This window comes from Flavobacterium sp. GSP27 (genome assembly GCF_003970395.1).
Classification (GTDB): Bacteria; Bacteroidota; Bacteroidia; order Flavobacteriales; family Flavobacteriaceae; genus Flavobacterium.
Genome location: NZ_RYDP01000003.1, coordinates 235,228 through 255,578, shown reverse-complemented (window position 1 = coordinate 255,578; position 20,351 = coordinate 235,228). Strand labels below are relative to the sequence as shown.

General features: G+C 35.1%; 16 protein-coding genes and 1 pseudogene. 14 read left to right on the top strand and 3 right to left on the bottom strand.

Going from position 1 to position 20,351, the window contains the following annotated elements; all coding sequences use genetic code 11:
* Nucleotides 1-204: 204 nt before the first annotated feature.
* Nucleotides 205-855: a sugar-binding protein gene (locus EKM05_RS04665; RefSeq protein WP_233590871.1), complete on the top strand. Its 651-nt coding sequence runs from the start codon at nucleotides 205-207 to the stop codon at nucleotides 853-855.
* A gap of 6 nt (nucleotides 856-861) precedes the next feature.
* On the opposite strand, the gene EKM05_RS04660 is transcribed toward EKM05_RS04665, so the two are convergent.
* Nucleotides 862-1,902, bottom strand: coding sequence for a LacI family DNA-binding transcriptional regulator (locus tag EKM05_RS04660; protein WP_126515706.1), 1,041 nt, complete (start codon nucleotides 1,900-1,902; stop codon nucleotides 862-864).
* A 311-nt stretch (nucleotides 1,903-2,213) separates the two neighbouring features.
* On the opposite strand from EKM05_RS04660, the gene EKM05_RS04655 reads away from it, so the two are divergent.
* From EKM05_RS04655 to EKM05_RS04600, 13 genes and pseudogenes are all read left to right on the top strand, one after another.
* Nucleotides 2,214-3,314: a galactokinase family protein gene (locus EKM05_RS04655; protein ID WP_126515707.1), complete on the top strand. Its 1,101-nt coding sequence runs from the start codon at nucleotides 2,214-2,216 to the stop codon at nucleotides 3,312-3,314.
* Nucleotides 3,315-3,316: 2 nt separating this feature from the next.
* On the top strand, nucleotides 3,317-4,192 hold the full coding sequence (locus tag EKM05_RS04650; RefSeq protein ID WP_126515708.1) for a sugar phosphate nucleotidyltransferase: 876 nt from the start codon (nucleotides 3,317-3,319) through the stop codon (nucleotides 4,190-4,192).
* A gap of 36 nt (nucleotides 4,193-4,228) precedes the next feature.
* Nucleotides 4,229-5,155 (top strand): NAD-dependent epimerase/dehydratase family protein, encoded by a 927-nt coding sequence (locus tag EKM05_RS04645; RefSeq protein ID WP_126455259.1) that lies wholly within the window; start codon nucleotides 4,229-4,231, stop codon nucleotides 5,153-5,155.
* Nucleotides 5,156-5,176: 21 nt separating this feature from the next.
* Complete coding sequence (locus tag EKM05_RS04640; protein ID WP_126455261.1) at nucleotides 5,177-6,502, top strand: sugar MFS transporter; 1,326 nt, start codon at nucleotides 5,177-5,179, stop codon at nucleotides 6,500-6,502.
* Nucleotides 6,503-6,562: 60 nt separating this feature from the next.
* Entirely contained in the window at nucleotides 6,563-6,865 is a 303-nt protein-coding gene (locus tag EKM05_RS14580) for a Gfo/Idh/MocA family protein (protein ID WP_233590870.1), read from the top strand.
* A 285-nt stretch (nucleotides 6,866-7,150) separates the two neighbouring features.
* Nucleotides 7,151-9,079: a glucosamine-6-phosphate deaminase gene (gene nagB, locus EKM05_RS04630; RefSeq protein WP_126455263.1), complete on the top strand. Its 1,929-nt coding sequence runs from the start codon at nucleotides 7,151-7,153 to the stop codon at nucleotides 9,077-9,079.
* Between the two features lie 12 nt (nucleotides 9,080-9,091).
* Nucleotides 9,092-9,274: pseudogene (locus tag EKM05_RS14575) on the top strand (phosphoglucosamine mutase); the annotation flags it as partial.
* Between the two features lie 105 nt (nucleotides 9,275-9,379).
* Nucleotides 9,380-9,700: a hypothetical protein gene (locus EKM05_RS04625; RefSeq protein WP_126553806.1), complete on the top strand. Its 321-nt coding sequence runs from the start codon at nucleotides 9,380-9,382 to the stop codon at nucleotides 9,698-9,700.
* 145 nt (nucleotides 9,701-9,845) lie between these two features.
* Complete coding sequence (locus EKM05_RS04620; RefSeq protein WP_126553804.1) at nucleotides 9,846-10,802, top strand: aldo/keto reductase; 957 nt, start codon at nucleotides 9,846-9,848, stop codon at nucleotides 10,800-10,802.
* A 685-nt stretch (nucleotides 10,803-11,487) separates the two neighbouring features.
* A complete protein-coding gene (locus EKM05_RS04615; RefSeq protein WP_126553802.1) occupies nucleotides 11,488-12,231 on the top strand; it encodes a rhamnogalacturonan acetylesterase in 744 nt (247 codons plus the stop codon).
* 1,186 nt (nucleotides 12,232-13,417) lie between these two features.
* Nucleotides 13,418-14,314: a helix-turn-helix transcriptional regulator gene (locus EKM05_RS04610; RefSeq protein WP_126553800.1), complete on the top strand. Its 897-nt coding sequence runs from the start codon at nucleotides 13,418-13,420 to the stop codon at nucleotides 14,312-14,314.
* Between the two features lie 113 nt (nucleotides 14,315-14,427).
* On the top strand, nucleotides 14,428-15,900 hold the full coding sequence (locus tag EKM05_RS04605; protein ID WP_126553798.1) for a MauE/DoxX family redox-associated membrane protein: 1,473 nt from the start codon (nucleotides 14,428-14,430) through the stop codon (nucleotides 15,898-15,900).
* Between the two features lie 86 nt (nucleotides 15,901-15,986).
* On the top strand, nucleotides 15,987-16,250 hold the full coding sequence (locus tag EKM05_RS04600; RefSeq protein WP_255416351.1) for a DUF6520 family protein: 264 nt from the start codon (nucleotides 15,987-15,989) through the stop codon (nucleotides 16,248-16,250).
* 57 nt (nucleotides 16,251-16,307) lie between these two features.
* Here EKM05_RS04600 and EKM05_RS04595 read toward each other — a convergent pair whose 3' ends face one another.
* Together EKM05_RS04595 and EKM05_RS04590 are read right to left on the bottom strand one after the other, a co-directional pair.
* Nucleotides 16,308-18,785, bottom strand: a complete 2,478-nt coding sequence (locus EKM05_RS04595) for a prolyl oligopeptidase family serine peptidase (RefSeq protein WP_158615134.1) — start codon at nucleotides 18,783-18,785, stop codon at nucleotides 16,308-16,310.
* 139 nt (nucleotides 18,786-18,924) lie between these two features.
* Nucleotides 18,925-20,337 carry a RagB/SusD family nutrient uptake outer membrane protein gene (locus EKM05_RS04590; protein ID WP_126553792.1) on the bottom strand — a complete coding sequence of 471 codons (1,413 nt, stop codon included), beginning with the start codon at nucleotides 20,335-20,337 and terminating at the stop codon, nucleotides 18,925-18,927.
* Between the last annotated feature and the right edge of the window lie 14 nt (nucleotides 20,338-20,351).

Below are 20,351 nucleotides of genomic sequence, written 5' to 3'. Positions count from 1 at the left end.
TTCAACAATAGTTACGCACTATAAATTGACCATTTAATCTCAATTTACCATCACTTAATTTTAAATTTAACAGCTAAGAGATGAATGTAAGACTTATAATTAGGCTAAAAAAAGAATAAATAGATTCATTGAAATTTCTTTTAACTATATTTCGAGAATTTCTGTTCAAACACAGTTTCACAGAAATATTAAATACCACATAAAATGATTCCAGAAATGAAAGAATATGATGTCCATTTAATTGAAAACAAAGATCTGACTGTCTCCGGAAAAGGCGATGACATAGCGTGGGCTGAAGCCCAGATTTTAACTGATTTTTGTTCCCCGTGGAATACTAAAAATGTAACTGAAACTACATTTAAAGCACTTTGGAATCGAGACAAATTATTTTTTAATTTTACAGTTTTAGATACTGAAATCCACATAGAAAAGCAAGATGAAAGTTTTGAAAGTATTGGGATTTCTGATAGAGTTGAACTCTTTTTCAGAACTGATAATGGACTGAATCCTTATTATTGTTTAGAGATCGACACTTCTGGGCGAATAATGGATTTTATTGCGTATCCTAATAAGAATTTCGATTTCAGTTGGAACTGGCCCAAAAATGATTTAGTAGTTAAATCATCTGTACAAGCTAATACTTTTATGGTTGAGGGATCAATTAGTATCGAATCTTTGAAAAGTCTTAATTTAATAAAAAACAACATTATTGAAACCGGTGTTTTTAGGGCTAAATATAGTAAAGCCCAAAATGAATGTTATGAACCTAATTGGATTACTTGGGTAAACCCAAATACGGAAACTCCCAATTTCCACATTGCATCTTCTTTCGGAGTTTTTATTTTAAAAGAATAAATTTTTTTATTCAATATAATACTCCGCATTTTCCGCGTTCACAATATCAATCGGCAAAAAAATCATTTTTGGAATTTCATTCTGAAAGAGAAAATGTTCCACCAAAGAGGTTATTCCGAGATATGCCTGTCTTTTCTGGTTTTGATGAATCATAAAATCGATGACGCCTTGATTCAAATAAGTAACATTTTCATCAATCAAATCATAACCGACCACTCTAATTTTTTTACCTTTAAATTCACTAATTACCTTAGCAATTTGATACGATTTAGAAGTAGTAACAAAAATTCCTGTAACCTCTGGATTTTCATTCAGGAAAGTATTGCAACTAAGCTCAACATTTGGATTTTTTAATTTTAAAGTGGTAATCGTGTATGGAGAATTTTCTTTCTCATCAAAATAATTTCTAAAACCTTTTTCCTTTTCCTGCATGTGAATTGCATTTTTGTAGGTTTCATCAATATGAACAATGGCAATTTGACCGGTACCGGTAATCGAATCTATTAATTTTGCTGCCACTCGTCCACTTCTAAATAAATCCTGACCAACGAAACTTTTTACAAAACTGGACTCGACTTGGTTATTAAAAGTATTTACAATGATGTTTAACGAATTGTATTCTTCGATAACATCTACAGTTTCTTTATGGAATAAAGGCGTTAGCAAAACAGCATCCGGAGATAATTCCAATACCTCTTTATTCGTTTTTAAAAAGGATTTCTTTTTTTCCGGATTAAAGTAAAAGGTTTCAATAATCAAATTATAGGCTTTGAATTCTTTCACCGCATCATCAATACCACTCAGGCAAGGATGCCAATAAGTATCAATTTTGGGATCAGGAAGAACAATACAAATGCGATAAATTTTATTATTCTTTAAATTCCTAGCAATAAGGTTTGGCTCGTAGTCAATTACTTTTAAAACTTCGTTGACTTTGTCCAAAGCAGCTGGTGACACTTTACCTCTTTTGTGCAAAACTCTGTCAACAGTTCCTTTCGAAACACCGGCTAATTTAGCAATATCCTTTATTGTATACTTTTTATCCATAATGAGCAAATATATAAAAACTTTGGTTTTATTTTTTTTTGTAAGACTGAATTAACGAATGAGTACCTAATTATACGTTTGACATTCTTTCATTGTTAGTAATAATCTTTTTATGATCGTATTTTTTCATACAATTTAAAAATGTGCTCGACAACACGAAATAAGTGTGTTCGAGCACATTTATTGTTTTTTACTTGTTTTATTAGAATTTAATCTATAGTTTCGTAAAGTAAAACTAAATAAACAGTTAGAATTATAAATAAAATTAGCATTAAACACTATTAATACAGCGTTTTTAACATCTCTAAAAAGTGAAAAAAATTATATCATTAGCTCCTGGACGAACGTGTCTCTTTGGAGATCATCAAGACTATTTAGGTTTGCCCGTCATTGCATGTGCAATCAATCTAAATATAAAATTAACTGCAGTTCAAAATGACACTTCAGTTTTCAGACTAAACATGGAGGATATTAATGAAGTTAGGGTCATTGATATTCACGGTATTTTTTCAGAATTAGCACCTCGAGATTATTTTGCCTCTTCCTTAAGAGTTTTGAGAAGACAAGGTTGTATTCCAACTGTAGGATACGATATTACCATAAAAGGAGATATTCCTATCAATTCCGGAACCTCAAGTTCATCGGCTTTATTAATGGCTTGGATTCATTTTTTGGTTACCGCTTTTGGAGTTGATGCCGAAGTTACTCCGGAATTTATTGCAAAAATGGGGTATGCTTCTGAAGTTTTAGAGCACGGAGAACCAGGCGGAATGATGGATCATTACAGCATCGGAGTGGGCAATATTGTACACATCAATACCAAAGATCCTTTTTCTTATACCATTATTGGAACAGAACTAAAAGGATTAATAACCGGTGTTTCCGGGGTACCTAAAGAAACCATTGGTTTGATAGGAGAATTAAAAGGAAATGCCTTGATTGCAATTGACATTATAAAACAAAATTTTAAAGATTTTGATTTAAATACATCCGAAATAGAAGATTTAGATAAATACTATAATTATTTACCAGACCGATTGATTACTTATTTTGAAGCTGCCATCAAGAATTACCATTATACAAAAGAGGCTTTAAAAGAATTTGAAAAACCAACTCCAGATTTAAAGAAGATTGGTGCTTTAATGAATCAACATCACGCTGTTTTAAGAGATTTATTAAAAATAACTGTGCCAAAAATTGATGCCATGATTAATGCTGCATTGAAAGCTGGGGCGTATGGGGCAAAAATAGTTGGTTCAGGTGGAGGCGGTAGTATTGTAGTACTGGCTGAACCGGGAAATGAAGCTCCAGTAGTGGCAGCAATACTGACTGCAGGGGCAATAGAAGCCTATACGGTAACCGTTGATCCTGGCGCGAGAATACTAGAAAACATTAAAATTTTAAAGAATTAATTATGCATGACAATCTAATTATTTTGGCTGGCGGCGCTTCTTCCAGAATGAAAAAACAAGTTACAGTTGATAATTTGAGTGACGAAGAAATTGCGCAAGCGAATGAAAGAAGTAAAGGATTAATTGGTGTTGGCCCAAATGGAAGACCATTATTGGATTATCTTTTATTGAATGCGAAAAAAGCAGGGTATAAAAATATCTATATTATTATTGGTGAGCGGGGTGATCTATTTAAAGAATTTTACGGAAGTGAAAACAAATACAATGATTTTCATGGTTTAACTATCTCTTTTGCTATTCAATATATTCCGGAAGGAAGAGCCAAACCATTAGGTACTGCAGATGCATTATTTCAAGCTGTAGAACAATATCCGGAACTGAATTCATTGGATTACTCGGTTTGCAACAGCGACAACTTGTATTCAGTCGATGCACTTTATGCGCTTAGAGAAACAGATAGTCCTAATGCTTTTATAAGTTATAATAGAGATGCGATGGAATTTCCATCGGAACGAATTTCTCGATTTGCCATTGCCAAACTCGACCATGACAATCAATTATTTGACATTCTTGAAAAACCAACTGCAGCTAATTTAGAGAGTTACAAAGATTCCGAGGGAAAGTTAAGAGTGAGCATGAATGCTTTTAAATTTAAAGGAGATCTTATCTATCCTTATCTAAAAAACTGTCCCGTTCATCCTGAAAGAGACGAAAAGGAATTACCTACCGTACTTTTAAACGCATTAAAAGAACACCCAAATACCACATTTGGCATCCCTTTTTCTGAACACGTACCGGATTTAACGGCAAAAGAAGACATAGCTGAAGTAAAGGCCTATCTAAAAAAACAGTATCCTGTATTAAATTGGAATGACTAATAATTCTGAAAGGATAACTCCTAATATTTAAAAAAAATGAAGAAGTATATAATAACAGGTGGCGCAGGATTTATAGGAAGTCACATTGCTGAATATTTATCCGCTAAAGGACATCATGTAATTGTTTTGGACAGTTTAAGAACGGGATTCGAAAAAAATATTAATGGGCTGAATGTTCAATTTGAAAAAGGAGATATCAGGGATAAAAATCTTGTGGAAGAACTAGTGCAAGGTGCTAATGGTATATTTCACTTAGCGGCTTTGGTAAGCGTCCCGGAATCCCTTTTAAATATAAACGAATGTATTGAAATCAATACATTGGGGACAATAAATATTTTGGAGGCCGCAAAGAAGAATGTAAATTGCAAAGTAGTACTTTCTTCATCTGCGGCTAATTATGGAGACAATCCCATATTGCCTAAAATAGAAACAATGACTCCGGAACCGATGACTCCGTATGCTGTTACAAAATTAGATGGTGAGTTTTATCTGAAAATGTATCAAGATCAATGGGGTCTTCCTACTGCTTCATTACGTTATTTCAATGTTTTTGGTCCTAGACAAAATTTAAAATCAGCCTATGCAGCAGCGGTACCAATTTTCATAAATAATGCACTTCAAAACAAACCGATAACCATTTTTGGAGATGGCTTACAAACTAGAGATTTTATTTATGTAAAAGATGTGGTAAGAGCAAATATTTTGGCATCTCAAAAAGGGAATGAAACCTATAATGTGGCTCTAGGCCATAACACGTCAATATTAGAATTAGCGGAAAAAATCATTGAAATAACCAACTCCAAATCAAAAATAAAATTTCTGGATGAAAGATCAGGAGATATTAAACATTCAAAAGCAAATCCTTCAAAATTCACTCAACTAGGATTTAAACCACAGTATTCTATAGATCATGCCTTGAAAGAGACTATTGAATTTTACCATAAAGCATCGTTAATTAACTAATAGAATTAAAAATTCACAGATATGAGTAATAGTATTAAATCAAAAAACAATTTAGTCCCAATACTAATTATAGCAGGCTTATTTTTCATATTTGGTTTTGTGACCTGGATTAATGGTGCACTAATTCCATTTATGAAAACTATCAATGAATTAACCGATGCTCAATCCTATTTGGTAGCATCGGCATCCTATATTTCATTTGTAGTAATGGCTTTACCAGCTTCATATATTTTGAATAAGATAGGTTACAAAAAAGGAATGTCTTTAGGATTAATAATAATGGCGATTGGCGCTTTAGTATTTATTCCAGCGGCTGAGGCAAGAACTTACTGGGTGTTTTTAACAGGTATTTTTATTCAAGGTGTCGGGATGACTTTGTTACAAACAGCTGCGAACCCGTATATTACAATTTTGGGACCTATCGATAGTGGTGCCAAACGTATTGCCATTATGGGAATAGCCAATAAGACAGCCGGTGCAATAGGATCTTTGATTTTTGGCACATTATTATTATCAGGAATAGATGAAGTCAAACAAAAATTAGGAAGCGCGTCGATTGAAGAAAAAGCAGTGTTATTAGATACTATGGCAGACAGTGTTTTTATGCCTTACTTAATAATGGCTACAGTATTATTAATTTTAGGATTATTAATTAGAAAAGCACCTCTGCCTCACGTTGAAGCAGCTGAAGTGAATGAGATAAAAGAAGGATCTGAAACAAAAAAAAGTATCTTTCAATTTCCTCATTTATGGTTGGGTGTTTTAACATTATTTGTCTATATAGGGGCAGAAGTTATAGCTGGAGATACTATAATAGCCTATGGTATTTCGTTAGGTTTCCCAGCTGCAGACGCCAAGTTCTTTACAACTTTAACCTTATTAGCAATGGTGTGTACCTATGCTCTAGGAGTTTTTTTAATACCCAAATATTTAAAACAAGGAACGGCACTTATAATTAGTGCTGCATTAGGCCTCATTTTCAGTGTTTGTATATTATTAACCACCGGCTTTACGTCTATTTTATTTGTGGCATCATTAGGCATTGCCAATGCACTGGTTTGGCCAGCAATATGGCCTTTAACTTTAGATGGATTAGGAAAATTCACTAAGACAGCGTCAGCCTTATTAATTATGGCGATTTCAGGTGGAGCAATTATTCCACCATTATATGGTAGAATGGTTGATGCCAATAAACAAGAGCTTATTGCTAAAGGAATAAATGAATCAGATGCTTTGGCAACAGCAGCAACAAGTAGTTATTGGATTTTAATTCCCTGTTATTCCATTATTCTATTTTTTGCTATCTGGGGGCATAATTATAAAAGCTGGTCAAGAAATAATAAATAAAAAAACATTTTGATGAGGCAATATATTTTGAATAAATATTGAGAATATTAGGATAACAGTTTGTCAATATGTTTGAGAAAAAAGTATAAATGGGGGATTATTGGATGCGGAAATGTAACAGAACTTAGAAGCGGTCCTGCCTATCAAAAAGTAGAATGTTTTGAGTTACATGCAGTCATGCAGCGCAATATTTCAAAAGCCGAAGATTATGCAATTAAGGACAGTGTTCTTAAGTTTTATGGAGATGTGGATGATTTAATAAATGATCCTGAAGTCGACTCCTTATGTATAGCAACTCCGCCAGATTCTCATTGCTATTATGCTCTAAAAGTTGTTGCATCAGGCAAAATTTGTTGTATTTAGAAAACAATGGAATCAACGTATGAAGAATATTTACTTGTAAATAATGTCTTTGAAGAAATGAAAATACCATTATTTGTTACTTATTATAGACGATCACTCCCTAGAATTAAGTTGGAACAAGGTTCATTTAAAGAAAGCTTGATAATAAAACAACCTGAAAACATTAAATTTTTTCATGTTCAAAATATAAAAAATCATTTAGTCAAGAATTCTATACATCCTGAGTGTTAGATAATATTTTGGGAAATATCAATAAAATTAAAAATAAATTATAAAAATTAAGCCATGTTAAATAGTAATATTGATAAAGCCACAGGTTTCGAAAAGCGGTTTGAGAATATAGGAACCGTAGTTTATGAAAATTCAGTAGCTGCCTCTAAAGCTGTAGCTAAAGAAATATCAGATTTGATAAAAGTTAAACAAGCCCAAAAACAGCCTTGTATATTGGGGTTGGCCACAGGTTCTTCCCCGAAAGGATTGTATTCAGAACTAGTGCGCTTACACAAAGAAGAAGGATTAAGTTTTAAAAATGTAGTGTCATTCAATTTAGATGAATATTATCCTATGGAGCGAGATTCCATAAATAGCTATGTGCGATTTATGAAAGAATTGTTATTTAATCAAGTTGATATTTTACCGGAAAACATCCATGTTCCGGATGGAACATTGTCAAAAGAAGAAATAGCGAATTATTGTGCCACATATGAAGCCAAAATTGAAGCTCTTGGAGGAATAGATTTACAAATTTTAGGAATTGGAGGAAACGGTCATATAGGATTTAATGAATCAGGATCTTTACAAAATTCTAAAACACGATTAGTAGCTTTAGATCATATTACAAGAGTAGCTGCAAGCAGTGACTTTTCTGGCTTAGATCATACTCCTAGAACAGCTATTACATTGGGAGTTAAAAAGATTATGGAAGCAAATAGAGTGATTCTTATGGCTTGGGGAGAAGGAAAAGCGAATATTATAAAAGCATCGGTAGAAGGTACAGTTACAAATTTAGTACCGGCTTCATTTTTGCAAGAACATACAAATGCCACCTTTGTTTTAGATAGAAAAGCCTCTTCAAAATTAACCCGAATTAATACGCCTTGGTTAGTCGAAAAAATAGTATGGACAGATAAACTTATAAGGAAAGCGACATTGGGTTTAGCCCTTCATTTGAAAAAACCTATTTTAATGCTTACAGATGCTGATTATATTGAAAATGGCATGAGTGATTTATTAGCCGATTCAGGACCAGCTTACGACATTAATATAAAAATGTTCAACAAGCTTCAAAATACTATAACAGGATGGCCAGGAGGTAAACCCAATGCCGATGACAGCAAACGACCAGAACGTGCAGAGCCTGCCAAAAAGCGTGTGCTTATTTTTAGTCCACATCCAGATGATGATATTATTAGTATGGGTGGCACATTCAAGAGATTGCATGAACAAGGACATGAAGTACATATTGGTTATCAAACCTCCGGTAATATAGCAGTAGCTGATGATGAAGCGCTACGATTTGCAAGCTTTGTTTGTGATTATAATGATAAGTTCGGTATCAAAAGCCCTGAGGCAGAAAATATTTATAAAAAAGCAATAACATTCCTAAAGAACAAAAAAGCGAGTGAGGTTGATATCGCCGAAGTAAGATACATCAAAGGTTTAATTCGAAAAGGTGAGGCACGATCAACCAGTTTTTATGTTGGTATTCCAGAAGAGCAGATTCATTTCATGGAACTTCCGTTTTATGAAACAGGAACTATTGAGAAAAACCCAATAGGAGAATCAGATATTCAAATCACGATGGATCTCATCGAGAAAATTAAACCACATCAAATTTATGCAGCAGGTGATTTGGCAGACCCACACGGAACCCATAAAGTATGTTTAGATGCTATTTTTGAAGCTATAAAACGTTTAAAACCTAAAAAGTACATGAATGATTGTTGGGTTTGGTTATACAGAGGGGCTTGGCAGGAATGGGGAATTGACGAGATCGAAATGGCTGTACCGATGGGGCCAGACCAAGTGTTGGAAAAACGAAAAGGGATATTTAAGCATCAATCCCAAAAAGATGGTGTCGTGTTTCAAGGAGCAGACAGCAGAGAGTTTTGGCAAAGAGCCGAGGATAGAAATAAAGAAACTGCCAATTTGTATGATGAATTAGGATTGTCACATTATGCAGCAATGGAAGCATTTGTTAGATGGGAATTTTAAGTAAATGATAAAATGGCATCAATAAAATCGATTTCAGGAATTAAGGAACTATTGGAGGCATAGTTAATGATAATTTGACTCCAATAAATGCTATAAAATTTGCAGCAGCGTATGGTATCTAGTTAAAGCAGCAAAATATTAAAAAAAATTTCACTAATTATTGGAAGAGATGCCAGAATTTGTGAAGATACGATTAGTACAGAACCTATTATTCGAATTTATACCGAAAGTATTTCCGAAGATGAGGCAGACGAACTGGCAATAAAATTTATCAACGAAATTAAAAAATGTATTTAAAAAATGAATATTTCTTTTGAGGCACCATTTCATACTTTTACCAGATATGCAAAGGTAGAAAAAACTGAATTTTATGATCAATTTATCAATTGGTTAAAAGGGGAATTCGATCTGTATTTAATGGAAGAAACGGATGGCTTGAGAGTATATTATCCAAATGGAATGTTTACCGTTAAGCTTGTTTCGAAAAGAGAAAATGATTTTTCTATAGAAATAAAAATTAAAAGCAAAAATTTAAAAGCGGCTAATCAAATCAGTAAAAAAATTGAAACTATTCATAGTCATCTAAAAACAGTACTAAATAAAACAATTTATAATAAATAATAAAATGAATCAAGCCTTTTTAGGTTTCGTTCTAGCATGGTGAATTTTGTAACTTTTCAAAATAAATAAGTGAATTTATTATTCAAATTTGATTCAAAGAAACAATAAATTTGTCTCTTAATTATAAACTATTTTAGATAAAAATATGGATTACAACAGATGCGGAAAAAGTGGTTTATTATTACCGCAAATATCTTTAGGATTATGGCATAATTTTGGGTCGGTAGATAGTTTCGAAAATGCAGAAGGCATTGCTAAGGCTGCTTTTGATAAAGGAATTACACATTTTGATTTAGCCAATAATTACGGTCCGGATCCGGGCTCTGCTGAGATTACTTTTGGTAAAATTTTAAGGAAGAATTTTCATGGAAATCTTCGTGACGAAATTGTAGTTTCGACCAAAGCCGGTTATACTATGTGGAAGGGTCCTTATGGCGATTGGGGTTCCCGTAAGTATTTATTGTCCAGTTTGAATCAGAGTTTGAAGCGGATGAATTTGGAGTATGTAGATGTTTTCTATTCTCATCGTTATGATCCTGAAACACCATTGGAAGAAACCATGATGGCTTTGGATTATGCTGTTCGAAGCGGAAAAGCTATGTATGCTGGGATATCTAATTATAATCCGGAACAGACCAGAGACGCTGTCGATATTCTAAAGCAATTGGGAACACCTTGTCTGATTCATCAAGTCAAATATTCAATGTTTGAGCGAAATCCGGAAATCGGATTATTAAACATTCTGGAAGAAAAAGGAGTTGGTTGTATTGCTTTTTCACCTTTAGCCCAAGGACTTTTAACTGATAAATATATAAAAGGGATTCCGAAAAACTCTCGTGCCTCTAATCCTAATGGTCATTTAAAAACTGAAGAGGTTTCGGAGGAAAAAATTTTGAAAATTATTCAATTGACTTTAATTGCGCAAAAAAGAAACCAATCTTTAGCACAAATGGCTTTGGCTTGGTTGTTAAAAGATAATCGTATTACCTCAGTATTAATTGGAGCTAGTTCAATTGCACAACTCAATTACAATATTGACAGTCTGCAGAATCTTACTTTCTCCAAAGATGAATTAGATGAGATTGATACGATTTTACAATAGTAAAAAAAGAGCAAATATTAAACAGACCATCAAAAAACATCAGCTATTTTGACTTAAAGTCGATTTTTGATCTGTTTATGACTGAGTGATATCGCTAGAATTTTTCGAGACAATACCGTGGACAAGCCCTGAAATTTGGTAGAGATGACTAATGACGTAGCACTTCAGCAACTCCTTTTGGAAATATCGTAATAAGAAATTACCAGTTCAAAAGACTGCATGCGATTGTAATAGGAAGTGAAATGATGGCCGGAGTTCGAAATATGTATGTTGATTACTGTAAAGCGAGTGGATATTTAAAAAGAGATAATTTAAATTAAAACAAATAGAGATCGAGCGCGCTATTTTAAATATATATTTTTGTCCAATATTTCTTTTAGGACATGGAAGACTGCATTTACATCACTGCCAATAACATGGAGTAGAAAGCGGATTATTTCCGTCTAAATTCGGATATTTCTTTAATATCAGTTGCACTGAAGTCACCAACACGGGAATTGTAATAGAAGGATACCCCGATAAAAAGTAGAAAACGTTAATTTGAACCGTTTTATAATACAATGAGCTAAAAACGGATTGAGCCTTACTACTACTAAAAATGTAACTTTTAATGAAGTTGTAATTGGTGAGAGAGGTACAATTCTTACTGCTGCAAAGTAATATATTAAAAAAAAAAATAATTTTTATGAAACCTATTATTGTTTTGACGTTGTTAATTTCCTTAAACAGACTGTCTCAAAAAACTACAATTTATACTATTGGTGATTCTACGATGGCTGATAAAATAAAACCGGAAGAAAACCCAGAAACCGGTTGGGGGCAGGTATTGCGTCTTTTTTTTAATTCGAATGTAATTATAAAGAATCGAGCGGTAAATGGCGGAAGTACACGCAGTTTTATTGATGAGAAAAAATGGGAAGCAGTTTTTAAGGTTTTAAAACCGGGAGATTATGTTTTTATACAATTTGGGCATAATGATGAAAAATTAACCGATTTTACTCGGTATACAAATCCACATACAACGTATCGACATAACATCATTCGGTTTGTAAATGAAAGCAGAAAAAAAGGGGCAATTCCAATTTTGTTTTCATCAATTGCCAGAAGAAATTTTAATGAAAATGGAGTATTAGTCGGAACGCATGGTGATTATCCGTTTGAAACTCGTTTGGTAGCCCTAGAGTACAATGTGCCTTTTGTGGATTTAGAATATTATTCAGAATTACTTGAAACCTCTTATGGTCCCGAAAAATCGAAAGCGCTACATTTGCATTTTAAACCCGGTGAGAATTCCTATTATCCAGAGGGAAAGTCTGATGACACACATTTAAGTAGAAAAGGAGCTTTGGCTATAGCCCGTTTGGTTGTTGATCAAATTAAGCTAATGAATAATCCTTTCTTTAAAAAATTAAAAAAACAATTACTGTAAAATGAACAGTTAAATAAGGAAGATCTTCGTTTCTAATACTATTAAGTAAGTCGAAAGTTTAAAAGTCGTAAAGTCAAAAGAATTAACTTTAAGTAAAACAGCTTTAAATCAGATTTTTACATGATTTTATCCTGATTTTATCCTGATTTTATCCTGATTTTAAAATACGACATTATACCATGGTTATTACTTATGTCCCATAAAAACCTTTTTGTAAGGTTAAATATTTAACAATGATATCTCAGGTGTAAGCGATCTTCTCCGCTGTCTTCAACATAGAAAAAAACTTATTAGCTGTCAGCTATTTTTCGCAGGTTTTTGGCTTCTGGAGCTGGAGGGGATTTTGACAATCGCTACAGTCAACGAGGCGTGCAATGAGCGGTGAAGCAAGTCGCCAAAGCAGCAGGTGTTAAAAAATTTCTTAAATTTAAAAAAACATCCACTTCTATTATTTCACATGAGACTAATGAATTTAAGACTAATTTTGATTTTTCATCTTCTACTTTAAACTTGAACCCGTTATTTTCAGTCTTAATTCTAAGTAATTAAAGAGGGAGCATTTTAGTTTCTTTGATTAATTCTTCAGAATTTTCTAAATTAAAATACTGATACAAACTTATATCTAGATATTCATAATCTTCCTCAGCTTGTAAAAAATCAATTAGTAAATCAAAACGTTTTATTGTTGAAAGAATCAATTTTGCTAACTCAATATCGCTTTCGCAAATGCTCTTAAATCAGAAGTTGAAAAGGATGATGTTATTACTATTTTTACAATTTTATCAATATCAAAAAAACAAAAAATATACACAAATAAAGACACCTCATCAGCATCTTTCTTATCCCTCCCCCCTCTTAATTATAACCTGTTCTTAAACTCAAAAACCTTCTATATCTCGTAAATACCTAATAAACAAACTACAATAATTCCTATTATTCCATACCTCAACTATAGAACGCATCGAGAATTACTCTTTGATTATGAAATTAAAAATCATTTCGTCAATCACTTCTCACTATTCCCTGTCATCCTGAGCTTGTCGAAGGACACCACTCACTTTTCTCTAAAAAACACCTATTCAATTCCCGAATTGCACACTATACTTCTTGATTTAGAGAATTGTATTATATAATTTTGTCTCCACTTCCCCACTCCATTCCGACAAATCTTCACTAATACAACACAATGGATACGCAACAAAACCAACAACGGATTAAGGTGATTTACCAAATGCTTTTTGAAATGGCAACCGGCAACCTCTCATTCAGAATTATCAAAACAAACCAAAACGACGAAGTTGATAAACTCTCTGAAATGCTTAACACTCTTGCTGGACAGATGCATGATATTATACTCCGATCAGGTTCTGTTAACCCGCATTACAGTTATCAAAACTTAGTACAAACTACATTTATTTTAGACGATAACTTTATTATCCGCAATTTTAATACACACGTACCAGAAGCACTATACTACGAATCCGAAGAATTATTTCAAGTTGACTTTGGAAAATTTATCGCACCACAGTCCTTCAGTATTTGGAATCAAAAAAAGAAGGAAGCGTCACTAGATGACAATTACCACAGCACCGTTCCGCTAATTTTTATAACGGGTAATAATAAATTACTTCCAACTTTTTGCACCATATCACGGCTACACTACAGTGACAAAATAATCGTAAACTCAATTACTACCATCTTGCAAGAACTGTCGTCAGACGCAACGTTTGTAATAAAAACAAATCCAAAAAAACAATCCGAAGCTGTGGTAATGCAAAGTATTTATGATTACATCTTAAATCACTTGGAAGAGCCCCTTCCTACCCTAAAAAAATTGGCTGCTATGTTTGCGTCTGAAGAGCACAAGCTAAAGATAGGTTTCCGTAAGTATTTCAATACTAGCGTCTACAATTTTTATCATTTGGAACGCCTTAAGAAATCCCATCTACTCATTCAGAAGACTGAAATCCCTTTGAAGGAAATTGCCTTTATATGTGGTTTTAGCGCCTACTTAAACTTTTATAAGGCTTTCAAAAAGCATTATGGCTATGCTCCTAGCGACCTCAACCGTCCATCTGAGTAAAGAGAACCCTGTTTTTATGGAAGTTTCCTTTTAGTATAACGAAAAGCCTGATTTGCATAACATTACAAATTTAAATGATAGAATTTTACATAACCAAATAAACGGATAGTGATATGAAATATACGGCGAACATAAAAAATGGTATTGTAATTTTTGTAAGCTACAGCTATGCTTTTCTTTTTACTTATGCGGCAATCAGTAAAATCATCGATTTTGAAAATTTCCGAATTCAACTAGGACAGTCCCCTTTGCTAAGTTCTTTTGCGGCTTTGATTGTCTGGACAATACCCGCTGCTGAATTATTAATTTCAGTTTTACTTTTTTTCAAGAAATATAGATTAAAAGCGTTGTTAGCTGCATATAGTCTCATGGTAATGTTCACCACTTACATTTACATTATACTCAACTACTCCTCTTACATCCCCTGTTCATGTGGAGGAATACTTGAAAAACTGGGATGGACTGAACACCTTATATTCAATTTGTTTTTTATAATAATCGCAGGGGTATCCATAATATTACTTTCAAAAACAAAAGTGATGTATGCTACTATAGCTGCGACAACAATTTTAAGCATTTGTAGTATAGGACTACTGTATGTTATTTCAGATGATATATCTCGGCACCGTAATAGTTTTATACGGCAGTTTTTTCAGTCCGCTTCTTTAACCAATCAAACACCTCTTACTTATAATTCCTATTATATAGCAGGAGAGGATAATGGCACTATATATTTAGGCAATACAACTAATCCTTTAAAAATAGTTAGTATTGACAGTACACTTAAAATCAACACGATAAAACGAATTACTTTAACAGATACGTCACTACTATTTCGTTCAGTAAGCGTAAGAATTAATGCATCATATTTTTATGTTATAGACGGAACGGTTCCTTGTGTTTTTCGAGGAAATATTGCAGATTGGAAAGCTTCGCTCCTATGGAAAAGCAACACTTACTTTTCACATCCGCAAATCGTTGATTCTACTACAATCGCATTCAGATCACAAACCAATACTGGAAAAAGCACAGTTGGCATCCTTAATTTTAAGACTAATGTGGTTAAATACGGGAACAACATACTGCAACAACAAATAGACGGCAATTTTGACAGCGATGGATCACTACATTATGACCAAAAAACAAAGCAATTCATATTCCTATACCGATATCGGAACCAATATACAGTTGCCGATCGCATGATGAAAGTCAAGTACCGCGGAAATACCATTGATACTATCTCAAAGGCACAAATTTCAATAGCCGAAGTGAAAAGCCGGGGCGAGAAAAAAATGTCAAAACCACCGCTGATTGTCAATAAAGGAAGTGCTGTAGATAATGGCCTTCTCTTTGTAAATGCCGGCCTTATTGGCCGGTATGAACCCGAATCAATGTGGAATGAGGCAAGTATTATTGATGTGTATAGTCTAAAGAAGCGATCATACATTTCTAGTTTTTACATTTATAATGTGGATGGCTCCAAGCTCAGAAGTTTTATAGTACGAGATAACAAATTGTATGGTATGATCGGGAGTAATATTGTCAGTTACAAGATTAGTGATAAAATTATTTCTCAAGCGAAATAGCAAACGTAAATAATGCGTGCCGGACGCCAGGGGAAGACCGAAAACCTGTAAAAAAGAGTAGGTCGCTAATTTTAATTTTATTTATTATGAAAACAAATTTTTTAAAATTAATTATGCCCGTAGCAGTTGTATTACTTGCCACCGGCTCTGCTTTGTCAACAAGTGCAATGAATAAAAAAGCGGTTACCGAACCGGTACAAGGCTATGTTCATGTGTTGACGGAAGATGACTGTGATGAATCCATCATGTGTTCTAACATCGAAGGTGATCTTTGTACTACAGGATCAGAACAGGTTTTTGGAAAAAATCTTGCAAACAAATGTACCGTACGTCTGTTTAAAAACCAGTAATCGGTCTTTTTAGAGAAAGGCAATGCAGTCCATGATGGACTGCATTGTTTTTTATTTTCATCTGGGTGTAAAATCAGGTTCCATCCAGTCAACAACAGAATTATTTTTTAAGTGATAATCGAACCATTCCCCTATTTTGGCATTCAAATCCTTCTTGTTGGCGGCATTCATTAGTACATGTCCTTCGTTGGGATAAACAAGCATGATATGTTTTTTCCCTAATCTTCTCAGTGAATTGTAAAACTCGATTCCCTGAAATACACTTACCTGCCTGTCTTCTCCCCCAGCCCATGACAGCAAAGGCGTTGCAATATCGTTGGCATGTAGTATGGGTGAATTTCCTATATATTTATCCGGAATTTCATGCAGCGAACCTCCCATGTTGTATGGAAAACTTTCCAGACGCCACATATTAGACATAACACTATCTGGATTATAGTACAAATAGCTGCTCACCAAATCACTTATGCCTGCTCCCGAAACGGCTGCCGCAAATAAATTGGTTTGTGTAATGATATAGTTCGTCTCATAACCTCCAAACGAATGACCTATCAACCCAAGACGGTCGCTGTCGATTGCTTTTTCTTTTAGAGCTGCTTTGACCGCTGAACTAACACATTCAACTGCCGACATCCCCACTTTTCCTTTTTCATAAACAATATCAGCTAACAAAACGAAATAACCACGCGCAGTATAATCTGTGATATTAAAGCCTCTGTTACTGGCTGTGGAAGGATTATGATACTGGTGGTATTTGTGCGATTGCTTCTGGTAAATATGCACAATCATGGGATATTTCTTTGTAGCGTCGTATCCGACAGGATAATACAGTATTCCCTGTAACTGCTGTCCATCGGGCGCATTATAGGATATCAATTTTTCGCTTCCCCATCGAAAATGTTTTTGCTGAAGATTACTTTCAAACAAGGAAACCGATTTTGTATGACCCACTTTCTTATAATATAAAGTGGGAGAGCAATCATAGCTTTCTATAGTATAGGAGTATCCCTTCGCTCCTGCAGCCTTTACCAATTGCCCCACCCGAAAAGCACCACCGTCTAAAAGCCGGATTCCTTTGGCTTGAGTGTATTCATAAAATGCCGTCGCACCGCTCACCAAATGACGTGAGCTGAGAACCCAACCGGTGTTACTATCAAATCTTCCTGCCGTATATCCATTTTGATACAATTTTATGGACTGCTCATCTGCAGTTTCCACCACACGAAACACGGTTCCGCTTTCCCTACCGTTAGTGAGCCGAATAGCCTTTCCGTCGGGATCAAGTTTCCAAATATCGTATTGGTCGTAAACAAACATACTAGAATCCTTGTCTTCCCATCCCGGATGTCCAAAGGGTTCACCTGTAGCAGTATCGTAACACAAAACGCCCAGATTGCCACTTAAGTTGATATGTTTCTTTGTAAACAGATTATAGGTCCACCAATCACCATCCCTGAAATAACCAATATATTTTCCGTCAGGGGATGCCAAAAGCTGACCATTGGCTCCCGATTGTGCCTTCAGCAACAATTCTTTTGTATTGGTCTCCAAATCTGTGATATAAAAATCCCTAACAGCATTCTCCCGAAATTGAGGCTCTTCTTCCAATGGGTTGTTAGTGACGGCGAACCGTCCATTACCCGCCAATAGCAATTGCGATTGCTCTTTGTTAGTAAGCTGTAAAAACCTTCCCTTCTTCGGGAACCAGACCGCTACCCTATCCACATAATCATTACCACCTGTCATTTCCCTCGTAGGATATAGCATGGTATCAGCGGAATTCCATACCTGTGCTAGTGGAGTACTTTTCTGAATTTCCTTCATTTGCAGGTTAAAGAAGATACATTTTCCCTCAGATGCAATCCGTAACGAACGCAACAATTTGCTATTGATCTGCATTGATCGTGGAAAGCCTGCTATCTTTTCCGGTTCAAGAGTAAAAAGTTCACGGCTATCGATACTATAAAACTGGATCTGAGGGTCTCTTCCCTCTGAAACAGAAATCCATGCGGTCGATAATGATTTTTTGTGCCAAACAAGAGCAGAAAAAACAGACGAAGCACTTTGACTAATTAGGGTACTGATCGGTTTATCTTCTAAATTCAGAAGAACTACTGAATTCATATTTTCTTCTTTCGTGGTATAAAACAAGCTATTTCCTGACGGAGAAAGTTCCCATTGCATAACCCTTTCAATAGTTTTAACCCATTCACCATTGGGTTTGCGCAATTCTAAATATCTGCTTTTATTTTCATCATAGCGTTCCAGAACTAGGTACTTTTGATTGGCAGTAAACGTATAAGTGGACACTCCCACAAAAGATTGTATCCTACCATTTAGGAGATAAATCAACTTAAAGTTTTTTTCTATATCAAGGCACGCAAAAACCTGTTCTCCATTAAACTGACCCTTTTTTGCTTTAGAAAATCCGAAACGCTTTCGCGTGCTTGTATTGGCCACAAAAAGTGTATCGGAACCGTTTTCATAACGCATGTAAAAACTGACCCAATCCCCTTTATCCGAAAGTTTATCCACGGACAGTGTACCCCAAAGCGGATAATCTTCTGCACGCAGTATTTGCTTTTGTTTAGCCTGCCCCGTTACGAGGCAGCTAGCGAAACAACAAAAATAAACTGCTAGGCGGCAGAAATCTAAAATAACACCCCGCCACATATTAGTAACCGGGATTTTGAGGCAAAAGATTGGGGTTAACCAATAATTCGGTTTCAGGTAATGGCAACAGACTGTCTGTAGCCTCCCATCCGCGTTTTACCACTGATAATACTGCATTGACTGCCCCATAGCGTTTAAGATCAAAGAAGCGGTGGCCATATTCAGTAAACAGTTCTACCCTTCGTTCGCGTAATACCGCATCGATAATCGCTACATCTGTTGCCGCAGTAGTATTACCAAGACCAGCGGCAGTCCGAATTACGTTTAAATCTTCTCTTGCTCCACTCAACTCTCCCTGTCTTGCTCGGGCTTCTGCACGAATCAAGTACTGTTCACTAAGACGTAAAACAACGGAATACTCAACCGAAGTACCCGAATTACCCTTAGTTTTATACTTGTCAGCATGGTACCAAGTACTACTGGTTTTAGTTACGGCCTTCGTCCAGCTACTTTTGCGCAAATCCCCCGCTTCAAATGCTGACATCAGCGAAGGCGACAGTGCCACCAAAGGTGGCGGCCCTGCAGTAAAAATAAATGTCGTCGCTTCGTCAGTATTCTGGCCAGCCACACTCGGCATAAATTGCCAGATGGTTGTCGTGGACTGTTTTTTAAAAGTTGCCGCGAGATTGACTACTGGTCGGTACAAATCAGTATGATTCAATACTGCCGAAGCCTCGTTTGCCGCTTCCGCCCAATTACCATTATACAAATATACTCTTGCTAAAAGTGCTTTGGCAGCAAAACGATTCGGGCGAACACGATCAGCGCTGATATAGGCTTCCGGAAGTAAAGTAGAGGCTTCTTCAAGGTCGGCAATAAGTTTTGGATATAAATCCATAACGGACATCTTTGCCGCCTTACTGTTTATCCTATAATCGGTACTGGTAATATAAGGTGTAGCTCCATAAAGCTGTACTAAATATAAATGTACCAATGACCTCACAAACAGCGCTTCACCGCGAAGCTGATTCCTATCAGTTTGTAAGAGAGCAGTAGATTTCTGTATACCCTCAAGTACTGCATTGGCACCATAAATTTGGCTATAGCTGTTATTCCATAATGTTGAAACATCTCCAAAAGAAGGCAATAATGCATTGCCATAAAAAAAGGAAATCCCCTTAGTATCATCACCAAAATAATCCAGCTCGTCTGCATAAGCACCAATCGCAACAGACACTCCCGAAGAAGTTCCGCTGAAGATACCCGTTTTGCGCATCTTGGCATATACTTCTACCATGGCAGCGTTAGCACTCATTTTATCCTCAAAAACCGCTGAGGCTGTCAATTGTGTAGGAGGTAAATCTACCGTTACATAATCATCACAGCTGCTAAATGTTAAAAATGTTAGAGCACAAACAAAACTTCTGGAGAAGGCCTTTTGAGAGCCTGCCTCTATATAATTCCATAAATTCATAATAGTAGTTATTA

Excerpts from the sequence above, each read along its gene's own strand:
- EKM05_RS04665 (WP_233590871.1), top strand. The coding sequence starts at position 205 with ATGATTCCAGAAATGAAAGAATATGATGTCCATTTAATTGAAAACAAA.
- EKM05_RS04660 (WP_126515706.1), bottom strand. The coding sequence starts at position 1,902 with ATGGATAAAAAGTATACAATAAAGGATATTGCTAAATTAGCCGGTGTT.
- EKM05_RS04650 (WP_126515708.1), top strand. The coding sequence starts at position 3,317 with ATGCATGACAATCTAATTATTTTGGCTGGCGGCGCTTCTTCCAGAATG.
- EKM05_RS04645 (WP_126455259.1), top strand. The coding sequence starts at position 4,229 with ATGAAGAAGTATATAATAACAGGTGGCGCAGGATTTATAGGAAGTCAC.
- EKM05_RS04640 (WP_126455261.1), top strand. The coding sequence starts at position 5,177 with ATGAGTAATAGTATTAAATCAAAAAACAATTTAGTCCCAATACTAATT.
- nagB (WP_126455263.1), top strand. The coding sequence starts at position 7,151 with ATGTTAAATAGTAATATTGATAAAGCCACAGGTTTCGAAAAGCGGTTT.
- EKM05_RS04625 (WP_126553806.1), top strand. The coding sequence starts at position 9,380 with ATGAATATTTCTTTTGAGGCACCATTTCATACTTTTACCAGATATGCA.
- EKM05_RS04620 (WP_126553804.1), top strand. The coding sequence starts at position 9,846 with ATGGATTACAACAGATGCGGAAAAAGTGGTTTATTATTACCGCAAATA.
- EKM05_RS04615 (WP_126553802.1), top strand. The coding sequence starts at position 11,488 with ATGAAACCTATTATTGTTTTGACGTTGTTAATTTCCTTAAACAGACTG.
- EKM05_RS04610 (WP_126553800.1), top strand. The coding sequence starts at position 13,418 with ATGGATACGCAACAAAACCAACAACGGATTAAGGTGATTTACCAAATG.
- EKM05_RS04605 (WP_126553798.1), top strand. The coding sequence starts at position 14,428 with ATGAAATATACGGCGAACATAAAAAATGGTATTGTAATTTTTGTAAGC.
- EKM05_RS04600 (WP_255416351.1), top strand. The coding sequence starts at position 15,987 with ATGAAAACAAATTTTTTAAAATTAATTATGCCCGTAGCAGTTGTATTA.
- EKM05_RS04590 (WP_126553792.1), bottom strand. The coding sequence starts at position 20,337 with ATGAATTTATGGAATTATATAGAGGCAGGCTCTCAAAAGGCCTTCTCC.